The sequence below is a fragment of the Pseudomonas sp. AM4(2022) genome (assembly GCF_036346515.1).
GTDB classification, from domain to species: domain Bacteria; phylum Pseudomonadota; class Gammaproteobacteria; order Pseudomonadales; family Pseudomonadaceae; genus Aquipseudomonas; species Aquipseudomonas paracarnis.
The window spans coordinates 145,216-161,300 of sequence record NZ_JAOTNW010000011.1; the positions used below are offsets into that span (position 1 = coordinate 145,216).

15 protein-coding genes are annotated in these 16,085 nt (G+C 60.9%); 11 read left to right on the top strand and 4 right to left on the bottom strand.

All coding sequences use genetic code 11. The features are described 5' to 3' along the window. Positions 1-45: 45 nt before the first annotated feature. Positions 46-1,227: a formate-dependent phosphoribosylglycinamide formyltransferase gene (gene purT, locus ODQ19_RS17030; protein ID WP_054918313.1), complete on the top strand. Its 1,182-nt coding sequence runs from the start codon at positions 46-48 to the stop codon at positions 1,225-1,227. Positions 1,228-1,332: 105 nt separating this feature from the next. Here purT and ODQ19_RS17035 read toward each other — a convergent pair whose 3' ends face one another. The 3 genes from ODQ19_RS17035 to ODQ19_RS17045 form a co-directional block, all read right to left on the bottom strand. After that, positions 1,333-2,643: an MFS transporter gene (locus tag ODQ19_RS17035; protein WP_116665429.1), complete on the bottom strand. Its 1,311-nt coding sequence runs from the start codon at positions 2,641-2,643 to the stop codon at positions 1,333-1,335. A gap of 345 nt (positions 2,644-2,988) precedes the next feature. Further along, positions 2,989-4,227: a transporter associated domain-containing protein gene (locus ODQ19_RS17040; protein ID WP_116666050.1), complete on the bottom strand. Its 1,239-nt coding sequence runs from the start codon at positions 4,225-4,227 to the stop codon at positions 2,989-2,991. A gap of 12 nt (positions 4,228-4,239) precedes the next feature. Then, positions 4,240-5,052: a cytochrome C assembly family protein gene (locus ODQ19_RS17045; protein WP_003193966.1), complete on the bottom strand. Its 813-nt coding sequence runs from the start codon at positions 5,050-5,052 to the stop codon at positions 4,240-4,242. A 232-nt stretch (positions 5,053-5,284) separates the two neighbouring features. On the opposite strand from ODQ19_RS17045, the gene ffh reads away from it, so the two are divergent. The 6 genes from ffh to ODQ19_RS17075 all read left to right on the top strand — a co-directional run bounded on the left by ffh (position 5,285) and on the right by ODQ19_RS17075 (position 9,353). Then, positions 5,285-6,661, top strand: a complete 1,377-nt coding sequence (gene ffh, locus ODQ19_RS17050; protein ID WP_003193965.1) for a signal recognition particle protein — start codon at positions 5,285-5,287, stop codon at positions 6,659-6,661. 251 nt (positions 6,662-6,912) lie between these two features. Then, complete coding sequence (gene rpsP, locus ODQ19_RS17055; RefSeq protein ID WP_003175899.1) at positions 6,913-7,164, top strand: 30S ribosomal protein S16; 252 nt, start codon at positions 6,913-6,915, stop codon at positions 7,162-7,164. Between the two features lie 5 nt (positions 7,165-7,169). Next, positions 7,170-7,706, top strand: coding sequence for a ribosome maturation factor RimM (rimM, locus tag ODQ19_RS17060; protein ID WP_003175898.1), 537 nt, complete (start codon positions 7,170-7,172; stop codon positions 7,704-7,706). After that, positions 7,688-8,461, top strand: coding sequence for a tRNA (guanosine(37)-N1)-methyltransferase TrmD (gene trmD / locus ODQ19_RS17065; RefSeq protein ID WP_153475158.1), 774 nt, complete (start codon positions 7,688-7,690; stop codon positions 8,459-8,461). Before rimM ends, trmD begins: the two co-directional genes overlap by 19 nt. Before the next feature lie 45 nt (positions 8,462-8,506). After that, entirely contained in the window at positions 8,507-8,857 is a 351-nt protein-coding gene (gene rplS, locus ODQ19_RS17070) for a 50S ribosomal protein L19 (protein WP_003175895.1), read from the top strand. Between the two features lie 82 nt (positions 8,858-8,939). After that, positions 8,940-9,353, top strand: a complete 414-nt coding sequence (locus tag ODQ19_RS17075) for an acyl-CoA thioesterase (RefSeq protein WP_016977715.1) — start codon at positions 8,940-8,942, stop codon at positions 9,351-9,353. On the opposite strand, the gene ODQ19_RS17080 is transcribed toward ODQ19_RS17075, so the two are convergent. After that, positions 9,354-11,162 carry a cation:proton antiporter gene (locus tag ODQ19_RS17080; RefSeq protein ID WP_330210698.1) on the bottom strand — a complete coding sequence of 603 codons (1,809 nt, stop codon included), beginning with the start codon at positions 11,160-11,162 and terminating at the stop codon, positions 9,354-9,356. A gap of 107 nt (positions 11,163-11,269) precedes the next feature. Here ODQ19_RS17080 and xerD point away from each other — a divergent pair, with 107 nt between their 5' ends. From xerD to thrC, 4 genes are all read left to right on the top strand, one after another. Further along, a complete protein-coding gene (gene xerD, locus ODQ19_RS17085; RefSeq protein ID WP_330210699.1) occupies positions 11,270-12,166 on the top strand; it encodes a site-specific tyrosine recombinase XerD in 897 nt (298 codons plus the stop codon). Positions 12,167-12,313: 147 nt separating this feature from the next. Then, complete coding sequence (locus ODQ19_RS17090) at positions 12,314-13,045, top strand: thioredoxin fold domain-containing protein (protein ID WP_005791088.1); 732 nt, start codon at positions 12,314-12,316, stop codon at positions 13,043-13,045. Between the two features lie 128 nt (positions 13,046-13,173). After that, on the top strand, positions 13,174-14,478 hold the full coding sequence (locus ODQ19_RS17095; RefSeq protein ID WP_032895431.1) for a homoserine dehydrogenase: 1,305 nt from the start codon (positions 13,174-13,176) through the stop codon (positions 14,476-14,478). A gap of 67 nt (positions 14,479-14,545) precedes the next feature. Further along, positions 14,546-15,955, top strand: coding sequence for a threonine synthase (gene thrC / locus ODQ19_RS17100; RefSeq protein ID WP_330210700.1), 1,410 nt, complete (start codon positions 14,546-14,548; stop codon positions 15,953-15,955). The last annotated feature ends 130 nt before the right edge of the window (positions 15,956-16,085 follow it).

The window sequence follows — 16,085 nt, forward strand, 5'->3', positions numbered from 1 at the left end:
ATGCCGGCCTTTCTCCCCCATGATCCGCTCCCCTGAGGACCTGAGATGACCCGAATCGGAACTCCATTGTCGCCAACCGCGACCCGCGTTTTGCTGTGTGGCTGCGGTGAGCTGGGCAAGGAAGTGGTAATCGAACTGCAACGCCTGGGCGTTGAAGTGATTGCCGTGGATCGCTACGCCAACGCGCCGGCCATGCAGGTGGCGCACCGTAGCCATGTGATCAACATGCTTGACGGGGCCGCATTGCGTGCGGTGATCGAGGCGGAGAAACCGCACTTTATCGTGCCGGAAATCGAAGCCATCGCCACCGCGACCCTGGTTGAACTGGAGGCCGAAGGCTTCACCGTGATCCCCACCGCCCGCGCCACGTCGCTGACCATGAACCGTGAAGGCATCCGTCGCCTGGCCGCTGAAGAGCTGGACCTGCCGACCTCGCCGTACCACTTCGCCGACACCTTCGAAGACTACAGCAAGGCCGTCCAGGACCTGGGCTTCCCGTGCGTGGTCAAGCCGGTGATGAGTTCGTCGGGCAAAGGCCAGAGCTTGTTGCGCAGCGCCGACGATGTGCAGAAAGCCTGGGACTACGCCCAAGAGGGCGGGCGTGCCGGCAAGGGCCGGGTGATCATTGAAGGTTTTATCGACTTCGACTACGAAATCACCCTGCTGACCGTGCGCCACATCGGCGGTACCACTTTCTGCGCGCCGGTGGGTCATCGCCAGGAGAAGGGCGACTATCAGGAGTCCTGGCAGCCGCAGGCCATGAGCCCGATTGCCCTGGCAGAGTCAGAGCGCGTTGCCAAAGCCGTGACCGAAGCCTTGGGTGGCCGTGGCTTGTTTGGCGTGGAGTTGTTCATCAAGGGCGATCAGGTGTGGTTCAGCGAAGTGTCGCCGCGCCCCCATGACACTGGCCTGGTGACCCTGATTTCCCAGGACCTGTCGCAGTTTGCCTTGCACGCGCGCGCCATCCTCGGCCTGCCGATCCCATTGATCCGTCAGTTCGGGCCTTCGGCGTCGGCGGTGATCCTGGTGGAAGGGCAGTCCACCCAGACCGCATTCGCCAACCTCGGCGCCGCGCTGAGCGAGCCGGATACGGCGTTGCGTCTGTTTGGCAAACCTGAAGTGAACGGCCAGCGCCGCATGGGCGTGGCACTGGCGCGGGATGAGTCGATTGAAGCAGCTCGGGCCAAGGCGACCCGTGCTTCCCAAGCAGTTGTCGTAGAACTCTAAAACGGCCCCTGTAGGAGCGAGCTTGCTCGCGAAGGTATTTCAGGCACATTGCGGTGTCGGATGTACCTTTTTCGCGAGCAAGCTCGCTCCTACATTTTTTGGCTTTCAGGCGACCTTGTTCAAGTCGTTATCCCGCGTCTCTTTCAGGCACAGCACCGCAATCAAACTCAGCAACGCTGCCGCCGACACATACCCGCCGACATAACTCAAACCACCCATCGCCACCAGCTTGGTCGCGAAGAACGGCGCCGCCGAGGCCCCCACGATCCCACCCAGGTTATACGCCGCCGATGCACCGGTATAACGCACACGCGTCGGGAACAATTCCGGCAGCAGGGCGCCCATCGGTGCGAAGGTCACGCCCATCAAAAACAGCTCCAACGCCAGGAACAGCGCCACGGCCCAGGTCGAGCCATGGGTCAGCAGCGGCTCCATGGTAAAGCCCGACAGAATCGCCAGGACCGCGCCGACAATCAGCACCGGCTTGCGCCCGTAGCGATCACTGGCCAAGGCGGCCAATGGCGTTGCCAGCCCCATGAACAACACCGCAAAGCACAGCAGGCCGAGGAAGGTTTCACGGCTGTAGCCCAAGGTGGAAACGCCGTAGCTCAACGAAAACGCGGTGGTGATATAAAACAGCGCATAGCACACCACCATCGACGCGGCGCCCAGCAGTACCGGCAGCCAATGCTGGCTGAACAGTTCCACCAGCGGCACTTTCACGGGTTTTTCCTTGGCCACTGCATTGGCGAACACCGGCGTCTCATGCAGCTTGAGGCGTGCGTACAGGCCCACCATCACCAGTGCGGCGCTGAGGATGAACGGAATGCGCCAGCCCCAGCTGCGAAATTGCTCGTCATTCAGGCTCATGGCCAAAATCAGGAACAAACCGTTGGCCGCCAGGAAGCCTATCGACGGGCCCAGTTGCGGGAACATGCCGAACCAGGCGCGCTTGCCCTTGGGGGCATTCTCGGTCGCCAGCAAGGCCGCGCCGCCCCATTCTCCACCCAGGCCGAGGCCTTGGCCGAAGCGCAAAACACACAAGAGAATCGGGGCCCAGGCGCCGATGCTGTCGTAGCCCGGCAGCAAGCCGATCAAGGTGGTGCACACCCCCATCAGCAGCAGTGAAGCCACCAGGGTTGATTTACGGCCGATGCGGTCGCCGAAGTGGCCGAACAACGCCGACCCCAGCGGGCGAGCGATAAAGGCGATGCCGAAGGTCAGAAACGACGCCAGCATCTGCGCGGTGCCGGAGGTCTGGGGGAAGAACACCGGGCCGATCACCAGGGCGGCAGCCGTGGCGTAGATGTAGAAATCGTAGAACTCAATGGCGGTGCCGACGATGCTCGCCGTGGCGACTCGGGCGGTCGAGTTGGCTGGGGCGGGGCTCGAGGCCTCTTGGTAGGTGGTGCTCATGACGTTATCCCTGACGGTTATTGCGCGTTTGGACGCGGATTATTATTGGTCGAACACCCATGGATCAGGGCTGTGCGTGGGGCGGCTCGGGATGGGAGCAAACACCGGTCGGACATGGTAAGGCGGTGCCAGGACACGCTGAGTGCGGGTAGCACGCGGTCGGGCGGGGCTTGGGTAAGCCGCAGGGATTATAGGAAGGGGGTTGTGGGTTTGGGAACCCACAGCAGATCAAGTGTGGGAGCGGGCTTGCTCGCGAATGCGGTGGTTCAGTCAGAACATCTGCTACTGATACACCGCATTCGCGAGCAAGCCCGCTCCCACAAGGGAATGTGTGTGTCCAGATGCTTATGCAGCGACTGGCACGTGGCTGGTATGCCAGATCAATACCTTGCTCACCCGGTTGTCCTCGGTCTCGAGGATTTCCAGGCGATAGCGGCCGACTTTCAGGCACACCGCGCAATCGGGGATGGTCTCCAGCGCCTCGGTCACCAGGCCGTTGAGGGTCTTGGGGCCGTCGCTGGGCAGGTGCCAGCCCAGGCTTTTGTTCAGTTCGCGGATCGAGGCGGCGCCGTCGATGATGTAGCGACCATCGGGCTGGGCTTCGATATGCGGGTTATCCACAGCCTGATCGCTTTCGAATTCGCCGACGATCTCTTCCAGAATATCTTCCAGGGTGACGATGCCCAGCACTTCACCGTACTCGTCCACCACCATGCCCAGGCGCCGCTGTTGTTTGTGGAAGTTCAGCAGTTGCAGCTGCAACGGCGTGCTTTCCGGCACGAAGTAAGGCTCGTGGCAGGCGGCGAGCAAGGCCTCTTTGGTCAGGCTGGCGTCGGGCAGCAGGTGTTGGACCTGCCGGGTATTGAGCACGGCCTGCACCTGGTTGATGTCGTTGTGGAACACCGGCAGGCGTGTGCGCGGCGAGGTGCGCAACTGTTCGATGATGTCCTCTATCGGCTCATCGAGGTTGATGCCGTCCACTTCGCTGCGCGGCACCAGGATGTCATTGACCGTGATGTTGTCCAGGGCGTGGATACCGGGCAGGCCGGGAGTGCGGTCGGCGTCGGTGTCGAGCTCTGGGTCGTCATCATGGTCGGGCAGAGGCTCGTCGCTGTTTTTTACCACGCCGGATTTGCGTGCAAACGGGCGCAATAACAGCAGGCTGATGCCATTGAGCAGCCAAGCCAGGGGGTAGAGGATTTTCAGCGGCACACCCAGCAATGTATTGCCAAAGCCCAGCACTGCTTGGGGGTGACGGGTGGCCAGGGCGCGGGGCAGGTAGTCGGCCAGCACCAGCAGCGCTGCGCAGGAAATCAGCCAGCCTAGCCAGGGCCCGTTCTCTGCCCAGGCATAGATTGCCAGCAGGGTGCAAAGAATCACCACGGCGGCGCGGCACAGGCTGTTGCACAGGATCAGGCTATGGCGCGGGAAGCTCAGGCGTGCGGCTGCCTTGTCACCCTGGCGTGTGCCAGGGCGCAGGGCCAGCAGGTGTTGTTGCGCAGCTTCTATGGCGGTAAACAGCGCCGCCCACAAAATCAGCAGGGCAATTACGGCGAGCATCGGCCCTAAGGGCAAGTTGTCCATGATCACTGCTCGTCAGATATGCAGGATGTATTCGCGAACCAGCTTGCTGCCGAAATAGGCCAGCATCAACAGGCAGAAACCGGCCAGGGTCCAGCGGATGGCCTTGTGCCCGCGCCAGCCGAGGCGGTTGCGCCCCCACAGCAGCACGCTGAACACGACCCACGCCAGGCACGCCAGCAAGGTTTTATGGACCAGGTGCTGGGCAAACAGGTTTTCGACGAACAGCCAGCCGGAGATCAGCGACAGTGACAGCAGGGTCCAGCCGGCCCACAGGAACCCGAACAGCAGGCTTTCCATGGTTTGCAGGGGCGGGAAGTTCTTGATCAGCCCCGACGGGTGCTTGTGCTTGAGCTGGTGATCCTGCAGCAGCAGGAGCAGGGCCTGGAACACCGCGATGGTGAACATGCCGTAGGCGAGGATGGACAGCAGGATGTGAGCGAGGATGCCCGGCTCCTCGTCGATCACCTGTACGGTGCCGGTGGGGGTGAACTGCGCCAGCAGCACCGTGAGCATTCCCAGGGGGAATAGCAGCACCAGCAGGTTCTCCACCGGAATCCGGTAGCAGGCCAACAGCGTCAGCGCGATGACGGCCGCGGCGATCAGGCTGGCGGCGCTGAAAAAGTCCAGGCCCAGGCCGACCGGGGTCATCAGGTGGGTGAACAGGCTGGCGGCATGGGCTAGCAGGGCCAGCACGCCAAGGCCGACGAGCAGACGTTTGTCCGCTTTGGCGCCTTGGGCCAGACGAGTGCCCTGATAGAGGGTCGCAGCGGCATACAAAATGGCGGCGGCGAGGCTGGGTAGCAAACTGGGTGACAAGGGGAGCATAAATCCTGGTAGGCAAGCCCGAAAGGCGTTGAGTTTGGCACACACCTGCGTTGCACGAAAGACTCCCGGGCCAGACAGCGGGTGTGCATGGGCGCAGTCTTCGCTATAATCCGCGACCTGCCCACGCCGCAGGCTCGGCGAACGCTGTTTTTAATAGCGATTTCCCCCAGCCTGGGCCGCCATTACCTCGGTCTACCTGCATTTCGATGAATAGGGCCTGAAAGGATCGCGCATGTTTGAAAACTTGACTGACCGTCTCTCGCAGACGCTGCGCCACGTTACCGGCAAGGCCAAGCTGACCGAGGACAATATTAAAGACACCTTGCGTGAAGTGCGCATGGCGTTGCTGGAAGCCGACGTGGCTTTGCCGGTGGTGAAGGACTTCGTCAACTCGGTCAAGGAGCGTGCGGTCGGCACCGAAGTGTCCCGCAGCCTGACCCCGGGCCAGGCCTTTGTGAAGATCGTCCAGGCCGAACTCGAAAGCCTGATGGGCGCGGCCAACGAAGACCTGAACCTCAGCGCCGTGCCGCCAGCCGTCGTGCTGATGGCGGGTCTGCAAGGTGCGGGTAAAACCACCACCGCCGGCAAACTGGCGCGCTTCCTTAAAGAGCGCAAGAAGAAATCCGTGATGGTGGTGTCGGCCGACGTGTACCGTCCGGCGGCCATCAAGCAGTTGGAAATGCTCGCGGGCGAAGTGGGTGTGACCTTCTTCCCGTCCGACCTGAGCCAGAAGCCGGTCGACATCGCCAACGCCGCTATTAAAGAAGCCAAGCTGAAGTTCATCGACGTGGTCATCGTCGATACCGCCGGTCGCCTGCACATCGACGAAGAGATGATGGGCGAGATCAAGGCGCTGCATGCCGCGATCAACCCGGTGGAGACCCTGTTTGTGGTCGACGCCATGACTGGCCAGGATGCGGCCAACACCGCCAAGGCCTTTGGTGACGCACTGCCGCTGACCGGGGTGATCCTCACCAAGGTCGACGGCGACGCCCGTGGCGGTGCCGCGCTGTCGGTACGTGCCATCACTGGCAAGCCGATCAAATTCATCGGTATGGGCGAGAAGAGCGAAGCGCTCGAGCCGTTCCACCCTGAGCGTATCGCCTCGCGCATCCTCGGCATGGGTGACGTGCTCAGCCTGATCGAACAGGCCGAAGCCACGCTCGACAAGGACAAGGCCGACAAACTGGCCAAGAAGCTGAAGAAGGGCAAGGGCTTCGATCTCGAAGACTTCCGCGACCAGCTGCAACAGATGAAGAACATGGGCGGCCTCGGCGGCCTGATGGACAAGCTGCCCAACATCGGCGGTGTGAACCTGGCGCAAATGGGCAACGCCCAGGGTGCGGCAGAGAAGCAGTTCAAGCAGATGGAAGCCATCATCAACTCCATGACCCCGGCCGAGCGCCGCGACCCTGAGCTGATCAGCGGTTCGCGCAAGCGCCGGATCGCCATGGGTTCCGGCACCCAGGTGCAGGACATCGGTCGCTTGATCAAGCAGCACAAGCAGATGCAGAAGATGATGAAGAAATTCTCCGCCAAGGGCGGTATGGCCAAGATGATGCGCGGCATGGGCGGTATGTTGCCCGGCGGCGGCATGCCTAAAATGTAAAGTATTCGAGCGTAAGCCTTGCTTGCGCTCCGCCCCACAGGGATGTGGGATCTCCAGCAAACCCGCCGTTGGCGGGCGCTGACTCGCCGTTTTAACCGACGGCTCTATAGCAGATCTGAATGGCACGCTGATAGGCGCCAGAAAAAGACATTTGCAAAAGTCCGGATATTCCTTAGAATATGCGGCCTTTCGGGCACCTATGCCCGCTGTGCATTTAGATTTGCAGCACCGACTACAGGAACGATGTTCACATGCTAACAATCCGTCTTGCCCTTGGCGGCTCCAAAAAGCGCCCGTTTTACCACTTGACCGTAACCGACAGCCGCAACCCGCGTGACGGTTCGCACAAGGAACAGGTTGGTTTCTTCAACCCTGTTGCTCGTGGTCAAGAAGTTCGTCTGTCCGTGAACCAAGAGCGCGTAGCCTACTGGCTGAGCGTTGGCGCACAGCCATCCGAGCGCGTTGCAAAACTGTTGAAGGACTCGGCTAAGGCCGCAGCCTGAGCAATATGAACGCGACGCCAGCTGTTGCTGATGATTTGATCGTTATCGGCAAGATTTACTCTGTTCATGGCGTTCGCGGCGAAGTGAAGGTGTATTCCTTTACTGATCCGACTGAAAACCTGTTGCAGTACAAGACCTGGACGCTCAAGCGCGAAGGGAGTGTGAAACAGGTAGAGCTGGTCAGTGGACGCGGGAGCGACAAGTTCCTGGTCGCAAAGCTCAAGGGTCTTGATGATCGTGAAGAAGCTCGTCTTCTGGCCGGTTATGAGATCTGCGTGCCGCGCAACCTGTTCCCTGAATTGACCGACGGCGAGTACTACTGGTACCAGCTGGAAGGTCTGAAGGTTATTGATCAACTCGGGCAATTGCTGGGGAAAATCGATCATCTTCTGGAAACCGGCGCCAATGATGTAATGGTGGTCAAGCCTTGCGCTGGCAGCCTGGATGACCGTGAACGCCTGTTGCCCTATACCGAGCAATGCGTGTTGGCCGTCGACCTGGCAGCGGGCGAGATGAAGGTGGAATGGGACGCGGACTTCTAAGCGTGGCTAATTTGCGCATAGAAGTGATCAGTTTGTTTCCCGAGATGTTTTCCGCCATCAGCGAGTACGGCATCACCAGTCGGGCGGTGAAACAGGGGCTGTTGCAGCTCACCTGTTGGAACCCGCGAGACTACACGACGGATCGACATCACACTGTGGACGATCGCCCATTTGGCGGTGGCCCGGGCATGGTGATGAAGATCAAGCCCCTGGAAGATGCGTTGGTTCAGGCCAAGGCAGCCGCCGGGGAGAAGGCGAAGGTAATTTACCTGTCCCCTCAAGGCCGTCAGCTGAAACAGGCGGCGGTACGCGAACTGGCGAATGAGGAAAGTTTGATCCTGATTGCCGGTCGCTATGAAGGCATTGACGAGCGTTTTATTGAAGCTCATGTCGATGAAGAGTGGTCGATTGGGGACTATGTCCTGTCTGGCGGCGAGCTGCCAGCGATGGTCCTGATAGATGCGGTTACACGACTGCTGCCCGGAGCTTTAGGGCATGCGGACTCCGCGGAGGAAGATTCCTTCACGGATGGTTTGCTGGATTGCCCGCACTACACCCGTCCGGAGGTGTATGTGGATCAGCGTGTTCCCGACGTATTGCTAAGTGGCAATCACGCACACATCCGGCGTTGGCGTTTACAGCAGTCCCTTGGTCGGACCTATGAACGACGCGCCGATCTTCTGGAAAGCCGCTCGCTTTCTGGAGAAGAGAAGAAGCTGCTCGAGGAATACATCCTCGCGCGGGACGATAGTTAACAACGTATCGATGGTAGGTCCATTGACTTACCTTAGGAGCACAGCATGACTAACAAAATCATCCTTGCACTCGAAGCAGAGCAGATGACCAAAGAGATCCCTACCTTTGCCCCGGGCGACACCATTGTCGTTCAGGTGAAAGTGAAGGAAGGCGACCGTTCGCGTCTGCAAGCGTTCGAAGGCGTGGTAATCGCCAAGCGTAACCGTGGTGTGAACAGTGCTTTCACTGTTCGTAAAATCTCCAACGGTGTTGGCGTAGAGCGTACTTTCCAGACCTACAGCCCGCAGATCGACAGCATGGCCGTCAAGCGTCGCGGTGACGTACGCAAAGCCAAGCTGTACTACCTGCGTGACCTGTCCGGTAAAGCAGCTCGCATCAAGGAAAAACTGGCTTAAGTCCAGCTTCCCGATGCAGAAAAAAGCAGCCTACGGGCTGCTTTTTTGTGCCTGAAATTTGCCTATCTGCCGGTATTGACCCATGACCACCCGCCTCGAAGAAATCCAGCGTCGCACCGACCTGTCCGTCACCCACGTGACCAAGGCCGTGTTCCCGCCCACCACCAACCACCACAACACCCTGTTCGGCGGCACCGCCCTGGCGTGGATGGACGAAGTGTCGTTCATCACCGCCACGCGTTTCTGTCGCTTGCCTTTGGTGACGGTCTCCACCGACCGTATTGACTTCAACCACGCGATTCCGGCCGGCTCTATCGTTGAGCTGATCGGTCGGGTGATCAAGGTCGGCAACACCAGCCTCAAGGTCGAGGTTGAAGTGTTCGTGGAGAGCATGAGCGCTGATGGCCGTGAAAAGGCGATCCAGGGCGTGTTCAGCTTTGTCGCGATTGACGCGGACAAACGCCCTGTACCGGTATTGCCTGGGTTTGCCGACTGATTACGTGGCGCTGCCGTTCTCCGGTTGAATCACCGCCAGCAGGGTCCAGCCGGCCACGGGCTTCAAGCTGCTCTCGGGCGTGACCACATGCACCCAGCCGCTGGTGTCGCGAGCAAACAGCAAGGTGGCGCGCTCTCCGTGCAACGCCTGGTACTGCTCCCAGCCAAAGCCGTCGGTAAGGTTGGTGCTATACAGTTCGGCGCCCTGGCCCAGCAGGCTGGCCAGCTTGGTATAGCTCAGGGGTTGGCTGCCCAGCAGGTGGCCGCGGTGTTCGTGGCTGGCCTTGTGTTTGTCGGTGCGACGGCTTTCCTGGCTGCTGGCCAGGGCGAACAGGCGATGGCCGAAATCATGGCGAAAACGCATGGTGGCCAAGGCATTCAGTTCGCCAGAAGGCGAGAGCGCGAGCAGATGCCCCAGGCCGACCAGATCCAGATGGGACTCGGCATGTTGGGAGGCGGGGTTGCCGAAGTAGGTCGGCAGGCCCTCCATGCGACTGGCGCGGATATTTTCCCAGCTTGAGTCCGTCAGCAACACCCGGCTGCCCAATTGCTGCAATGCCTTGCCGAGCGCCCGCGCCGGGCCGTTCGCGCCGACGATCAGGAAGCCGCTGGGCGCTGGCTCGGCGACTTTCAGCAGGCGCGCCAAGGGGCGCGCCGTGGCACTTTGCAGCACCACGGTGCCGATGATCACCGCGAAGGTCAGCGGCACCAGCAATAACGCGCCTTCATGACCTGCCTCGTCCAGGCGAATCGCAAAGATCGCCGATACCGCCGCCGCCACAATGCCCCGTGGCGCGATCCAGGCCAGCAGCGCGCGCTCGCGCCAGTTGAGTCCGGAGCCAAAGGTTGAGAGCGCCACGTTCAGTGGGCGTGCAATAAACTGGATGATCACCAGCAGAATCAGCACGAATGGTCCCAGGGCGATCAAGGCATTCAGGTCCAGGCGCGCCGCGAGCAGGATGAACAGCCCGGAAATCAGCAGCACACTGAGGTTTTCCTTGAAGTGCAGGATGTGCCGTACATCCACGCCCTTCATATTGGCCATCCACATGCCCATCAGCGTTACCGCCAGCAGGCCGGACTCGTGCATCACCTGGTTGGCAGCGATGAAGATGCCCAGCACACCGGCTAGCGTCGCGAGGTTGTGCAGGTATTCCGGCAACCACTGCCGACGCATGATCTGCCCCAGTACCCAGCCGCCGGCGATCCCGAACAAACTGCCGCAGAGGATGACGCCGCCGAAGGTCAGCAGGCTGTGGCTCAAGCCGTCGCCGGAAGCCCGGGCAATGATGAAGCTGTAGACCACCACCGCCAGCAACGCGCCAATCGGGTCGATGACGATGCCTTCCCAGCGCAGGATATTGGCGATGGAGGCTTTGGGGCGCACCACGCGCAGCATCGGCACGATCACGGTCGGGCCGGTCACCAGGGTCAGCGTGCCGAACAGCAGCGCGAGCATCCAGTCAAAACCCAATAGCCAGTGAGTGGCCAGGGTAATCACTGCCCAGGTCGACAGGGCGCCAACCGTGACCAGGCGATGCACCACGCTGCCGATTTCCTTCCACTCCGAAAGGTGCAGGGTCAGGCTGCCTTCGAACAGGATCAGCGCTACAGCCAGGGACACCAACGGCATCAGCAGGGGGCCGAACATCTCCTGAGGGTCGAGCCAGCCCAGTACCGGCCCCGCCAAAATACCCGTCAATAACAGAAACAGGATCGCCGGCAACTTGAGCCGCCAGGCCAGCCATTGGCAGCCCAGCGCCGCCACTCCAATGCCGGCAAAGGCCAGCAAAATCTGTTGTTCATTCATTGAGGCTTCCTGTTCCTTGAAGTAGCGGGCTATGAAAGACTAGCGACCCTTGTCACAGTTCACTAAATAATTTGCGCAAAGCCCCGTGCTGCGTCGCTTGAGAGCCCATGCCCGCCATCGACCACCCTTTGATCGACCGCTTCCTCGACGCCCTCTGGCTGGAAAAAGGCCTGTCGGACAACACGCGCCAGGCCTATCGCAGCGACCTGGCGCTGTTCAACGGTTGGCTGCAGGAGAAAAACCTTGAACTGATCAATGCCGGGCGCGAGCTGATCCTCGATCACCTGGCCTGGCGCCTGGAGCAGAACTACAAGCCACGCTCTACCGCGCGATTCCTCTCCGGTGTGCGTGGCTTTTATCGCTACCTGCTGCGGGAAAAACTCATTGCCGTCGACCCGACCCTGCAAATCGACATGCCGCAACTCGGCAGGCCCTTGCCCAAATCCTTGTCGGAAGCCGATGTCGAGGTCTTGCTCGCGGCCCCGGACCTGAGCGAGGCCATCGGCCAGCGCGATCGCGCCATGCTGGAGGTGCTGTATGCCTGCGGCCTGCGCGTCACCGAACTGATCAGCCTGACTCTGGAGCAGGTCAACCTGCGCCAGGGCGTATTGCGCGTGATGGGCAAGGGCAGCAAGGAGCGGCTGGTGCCCATGGGCGAGGAGGCGATTGTGTGGGTCGAGCGCTACATGCGCGATGCGCGCCACGAACTGCTCGGTGGGCGTCCCAGCGACGTGCTGTTCCCCAGCCAGCGCGGCGAGCAGATGACCCGCCAGACCTTCTGGCACCGCATCAAGCACCAGGCCAAAGTGGCCGGGATCGGCAAGGCGTTGTCGCCCCACACCTTGCGCCATGCGTTCGCCACCCACTTGCTCAACCACGGCGCGGATTTGCGCGTGGTGCAAATGCTGCTCGGGCACAGCGACTTATCCACAACCCAGATCTACACCCATGTGGCACGCGCACGTTTGCAGGATATGCACGCCAAGCATCACCCGCGCGGATAAAAACGTCAGAAATGGCCCATTTTGCCTGTCGCGGTCTGCCCTCCCGCCCAACTGTGGTAGGCTTTGCCGGTTCGCAAAGGGACGGCACCCATTGTGGTCCAGATCAGTATTCTGCTCCCGTCCCTGCCTCTGCCTTCAGGAGTTCCCATGCGCTTGACCCAGATTATTGCCGCCGCAGCCATTGCGTTGGTTTCCACCTTTGCGGTCGCCGATGATGCGGCCGAGCAAACCATCCGCAAGAGCCTGGCAAACCTGGCGCTCGACACGCCTATCGAAAGCATCAGCGCCAGCCCCATGGCCGGCCTGTATGAAGTCAAGCTCAAGGGCAGCCGCGTGCTGTACGCCAGTGCCGATGGCCAGTACATCGTCCAGGGCTACCTGTTCCAGCTCAAGGATGGCAAGCCGGTCAACCTGACCGAGAAGGCCGAGCGTTTGGGCGTGTCGAAGCTGATCAACGGCATCCCGGTGGCTGAAACCGTGGTTTACCCCGCCATTGGTGAAACCAAGACCCACATCACCGTGTTCACCGATACCACCTGCCCGTACTGCCACAAGCTGCACGCCGAGATCCCGGCGTTGAACAAGCTGGGCGTGGAAGTGCGCTATGTCGCCTTCCCGCGCCAGGGCCTGGGTTCGCCGGGTGACGAGCAGTTGCAGGCGGTGTGGTGCTCGGCCGACAAGAAAGCGGCCATGGACAAGATGGTCGACGGCAAGGAAATCAAATCGGCCAAATGCGCCAACCCGGTTTCCAAGCAGTTCGCCCTGGGCCAGTCCATTGGTGTGAACGGTACACCGGCCATCGTTTTGGCCGACGGCCAGGTGATTCCGGGCTACCAGCCGGCGCCGCAAGTTGCCAAACTGGCACTGGGTGCCAAGTAAGCATTTATCGTTGAGCCTTTGACGATCATGGCCCGCCGAACCGTCGGCGGGGCATTAATTGAGAGCCGCAGTTGTGCGGCTGTTTTCACGGCCGACCTAGCGTCGGCCGTTTCATGGGGAGTTCTTCAGTGAAACCGGTCAAAGTAGGCATCTGTGGGTTAGGGACCGTCGGTGGCGGTACCTTCAACGTACTTCAGCGTAACGCTGAAGAAATTTCCCGCCGCGCAGGTCGCGGGATTGAAGTGGCGCAGATTGCCACGCGTTCGCCAAAGCCTCAGTTCGAAACGACCGGTATTGCGATTACCAACGATGTATTCGCCGTGGCCACCAACCCTGAGATCGATATCGTCATCGAGCTGGTAGGCGGCTACACCGTGGCCCGCGAGCTGGTGCTCAAGGCCATCGAGAACGGCAAGCACGTGGTCACCGCCAACAAGGCGCTGATCGCCGTGCACGGCAACGAGATCTTCGCCAAGGCCCGCGAGAAGGGCGTGATCGTGGCGTTCGAAGCCGCGGTGGCCGGTGGTATCCCGGTGATCAAGGCGATCCGTGAGGGCCTGTCTGCCAACCGCATCAACTGGGTGGCCGGCATCATCAACGGCACCGGTAACTTCATCCTCACCGAAATGCGCGAGAAGGGCCGTACCTTCGAAGACGTGCTGGCCGAAGCCCAGGCCCTGGGTTACGCCGAAGCCGACCCGACCTTCGACGTGGAAGGCATCGACGCGGCCCACAAGCTGACCATCCTGGCGTCCATCGCCTTTGGTATCCCGCTGCAATTCGACAAGGCCTACACCGAAGGCATCACCAAGCTGACCACCGCCGACGTGAATTACGCCGAAGCCCTGGGCTACCGCATCAAGCACCTGGGCGTGGCGCGCAGCACCGCAGCAGGCATCGAGTTGCGGGTGCACCCAACGCTGATCCCGGCCGACCGCCTGATCGCCAACGTCAACGGCGTGATGAACGCGGTGATGGTCAACGGCGACGCCGCCGGTTCCACCCTGTTCTACGGCGCTGGTGCCGGCATGGAGCCGACCGCGTCGTCGGTGATCGCCGACCTGGTGGATGTGGTTCGCGCCATGACCAGCGACCCGGAAAACCGCGTGCCGCACCTGGCCTTCCAGCCGGACTCGCTGTCGGCCCACCCGATCCTGCCGATCGAAGCCTGCGAAAGTGCCTACTACCTGCGCATCCAGGCCCAGGACCATCCAGGCGTGTTGGCCCAGGTCGCCAGCATCCTGTCGGAGCGAGGTATCAACATCGAATCGATCATGCAGAAGGAAGTCGAGGAGCAAAACGGCCAAGTGCCGATGATCCTGCTGACCCATCGCGTGCTCGAGCAGCACATCAACGATGCCATCCACGCCCTGGAAGCCTTGCAAGGTGTGGTCGGCCCGGTGGTGCGGATTCGCGTCGAACACTTGAACTAACCGATTTGTTCCAGGGGCCCCGTCCATTCGGCGGCCCCTGTTCGAGAATGTTTTAGAGGAGCCAGTCATGCGTTACATCAGCACCCGCGGCCAGGCACCGGCCCTGAATTTCGAAGAGGTCCTGCTGGCAGGCCTTGCCACCGACGGCGGCCTGTACGTGCCGGAAAACCTGCCACGCTTCACCCAGGAAGAAATCGCCTCCTGGGCCGGCCTGCCGTATCACGAGCTGGCTTTCCGAGTGATGCGCCCGTTCGTGACCGGCAGCATTCCGGATGCGGACTTCAAGAAGATTCTGGAAGAAACCTATGGCGTGTTTTCTCACAACGCCATCGCGCCCCTGCGCCAACTGAACGGCAATGAGTGGGTACTGGAGCTGTTCCACGGCCCGACCCTGGCGTTCAAGGACTTCGCCCTGCAACTGCTCGGTCGCCTGCTCGACTACGTGCTGGAAAAACGCGGCGAGCGCGTGGTGATCATCGGCGCCACCTCCGGTGATACCGGCTCGGCGGCCATCGAAGGGTGCAAGCACTGCGAAAACGTCGATATCTTCATCCTGCACCCGCATAAGCGCGTGTCGGAAGTGCAACGTCGACAGATGACCACCATCTTTGGTGAGAACATTCATAACATCGCCATCGAAGGCAACTTCGATGACTGCCAGGAAATGGTCAAGAACAGCTTCGCTGACCAGAGCTTCCTCAAGGGCACACGCCTGGTGGCGGTCAACTCGATCAACTGGGCGCGGATCATGGCCCAGATCGTCTACTACTTCCATGCATCGCTGCAATTGGGCGGCCCGGCGCGTTCGGTGTCGTTCTCGGTGCCGACCGGCAACTTCGGCGATATTTTTGCCGGTTACTTGGCGCGTAACATGGGCCTGCCGATCAACCAGTTGATCGTCGCCACCAACCGCAACGACATCCTGCATCGCTTCATGAGCGGCAACCAGTATGTGAAGGAAACCCTGCACGCCACGCTGTCGCCGTCCATGGACATCATGGTGTCGTCGAACTTCGAACGCCTGCTGTTTGACATGCACGGTCGCAACGGCGCAGCCCTGGCCGAGTTGATGAACAGCTTCAAGCAAGGTGGCGGTTTTAGCGTCGAGCAAGAGCGCTGGACCGAAACCCGCAAGCTGTTCGATTCCCTGGCCGTGGATGATGCACAGACCTGCGAAACCATCGCGCAGGTCTATGCCGAGACCGGCGAAGTGCTCGACCCGCACACGGCTATCGGCGTGAAAGCCGCCCGCGAATGCCGCCGCAGCCTGGATATTCCAATGGTGATCCTCGGTACCGCGCACCCGGTCAAGTTCCCGGAAGCGGTGGAAAAGGCCGGCATTGGCAAGGCGCTGGAGCTGCCGGAGCATTTGACCGACCTGTTCGAGCGCGAAGAGCGCTGCACCGTGTTGGCCAACGACCTGAAGACAGTGCAGGCGTTTGTCAGTCAGCATGGCAATCGGGGCAAGCCGCTCTGATCGACAGTACGTCCTGAAGGCCGATGGGCATCTTTGTGCTGCCCATCGATCCAAAATGTGGGAGCGGGCTTGCTCGCGAATGCGCTGTGTCAGCCACTAAATGTGTTACTGATACACCTCATTCGCGAGC

Excerpts from the sequence above, each read along its gene's own strand:
- purT (WP_054918313.1), top strand. The coding sequence starts at position 46 with ATGACCCGAATCGGAACTCCATTGTCGCCAACCGCGACCCGCGTTTTG.
- ODQ19_RS17035 (WP_116665429.1), bottom strand. The coding sequence starts at position 2,643 with ATGAGCACCACCTACCAAGAGGCCTCGAGCCCCGCCCCAGCCAACTCG.
- ODQ19_RS17040 (WP_116666050.1), bottom strand. The coding sequence starts at position 4,227 with ATGGACAACTTGCCCTTAGGGCCGATGCTCGCCGTAATTGCCCTGCTG.
- ODQ19_RS17045 (WP_003193966.1), bottom strand. The coding sequence starts at position 5,052 with ATGCTCCCCTTGTCACCCAGTTTGCTACCCAGCCTCGCCGCCGCCATT.
- ffh (WP_003193965.1), top strand. The coding sequence starts at position 5,285 with ATGTTTGAAAACTTGACTGACCGTCTCTCGCAGACGCTGCGCCACGTT.
- rpsP (WP_003175899.1), top strand. The coding sequence starts at position 6,913 with ATGCTAACAATCCGTCTTGCCCTTGGCGGCTCCAAAAAGCGCCCGTTT.
- rimM (WP_003175898.1), top strand. The coding sequence starts at position 7,170 with ATGAACGCGACGCCAGCTGTTGCTGATGATTTGATCGTTATCGGCAAG.
- trmD (WP_153475158.1), top strand. The coding sequence starts at position 7,688 with ATGGGACGCGGACTTCTAAGCGTGGCTAATTTGCGCATAGAAGTGATC.
- rplS (WP_003175895.1), top strand. The coding sequence starts at position 8,507 with ATGACTAACAAAATCATCCTTGCACTCGAAGCAGAGCAGATGACCAAA.
- ODQ19_RS17075 (WP_016977715.1), top strand. The coding sequence starts at position 8,940 with ATGACCACCCGCCTCGAAGAAATCCAGCGTCGCACCGACCTGTCCGTC.
- ODQ19_RS17080 (WP_330210698.1), bottom strand. The coding sequence starts at position 11,162 with ATGAATGAACAACAGATTTTGCTGGCCTTTGCCGGCATTGGAGTGGCG.
- xerD (WP_330210699.1), top strand. The coding sequence starts at position 11,270 with ATGCCCGCCATCGACCACCCTTTGATCGACCGCTTCCTCGACGCCCTC.
- ODQ19_RS17090 (WP_005791088.1), top strand. The coding sequence starts at position 12,314 with ATGCGCTTGACCCAGATTATTGCCGCCGCAGCCATTGCGTTGGTTTCC.
- thrC (WP_330210700.1), top strand. The coding sequence starts at position 14,546 with ATGCGTTACATCAGCACCCGCGGCCAGGCACCGGCCCTGAATTTCGAA.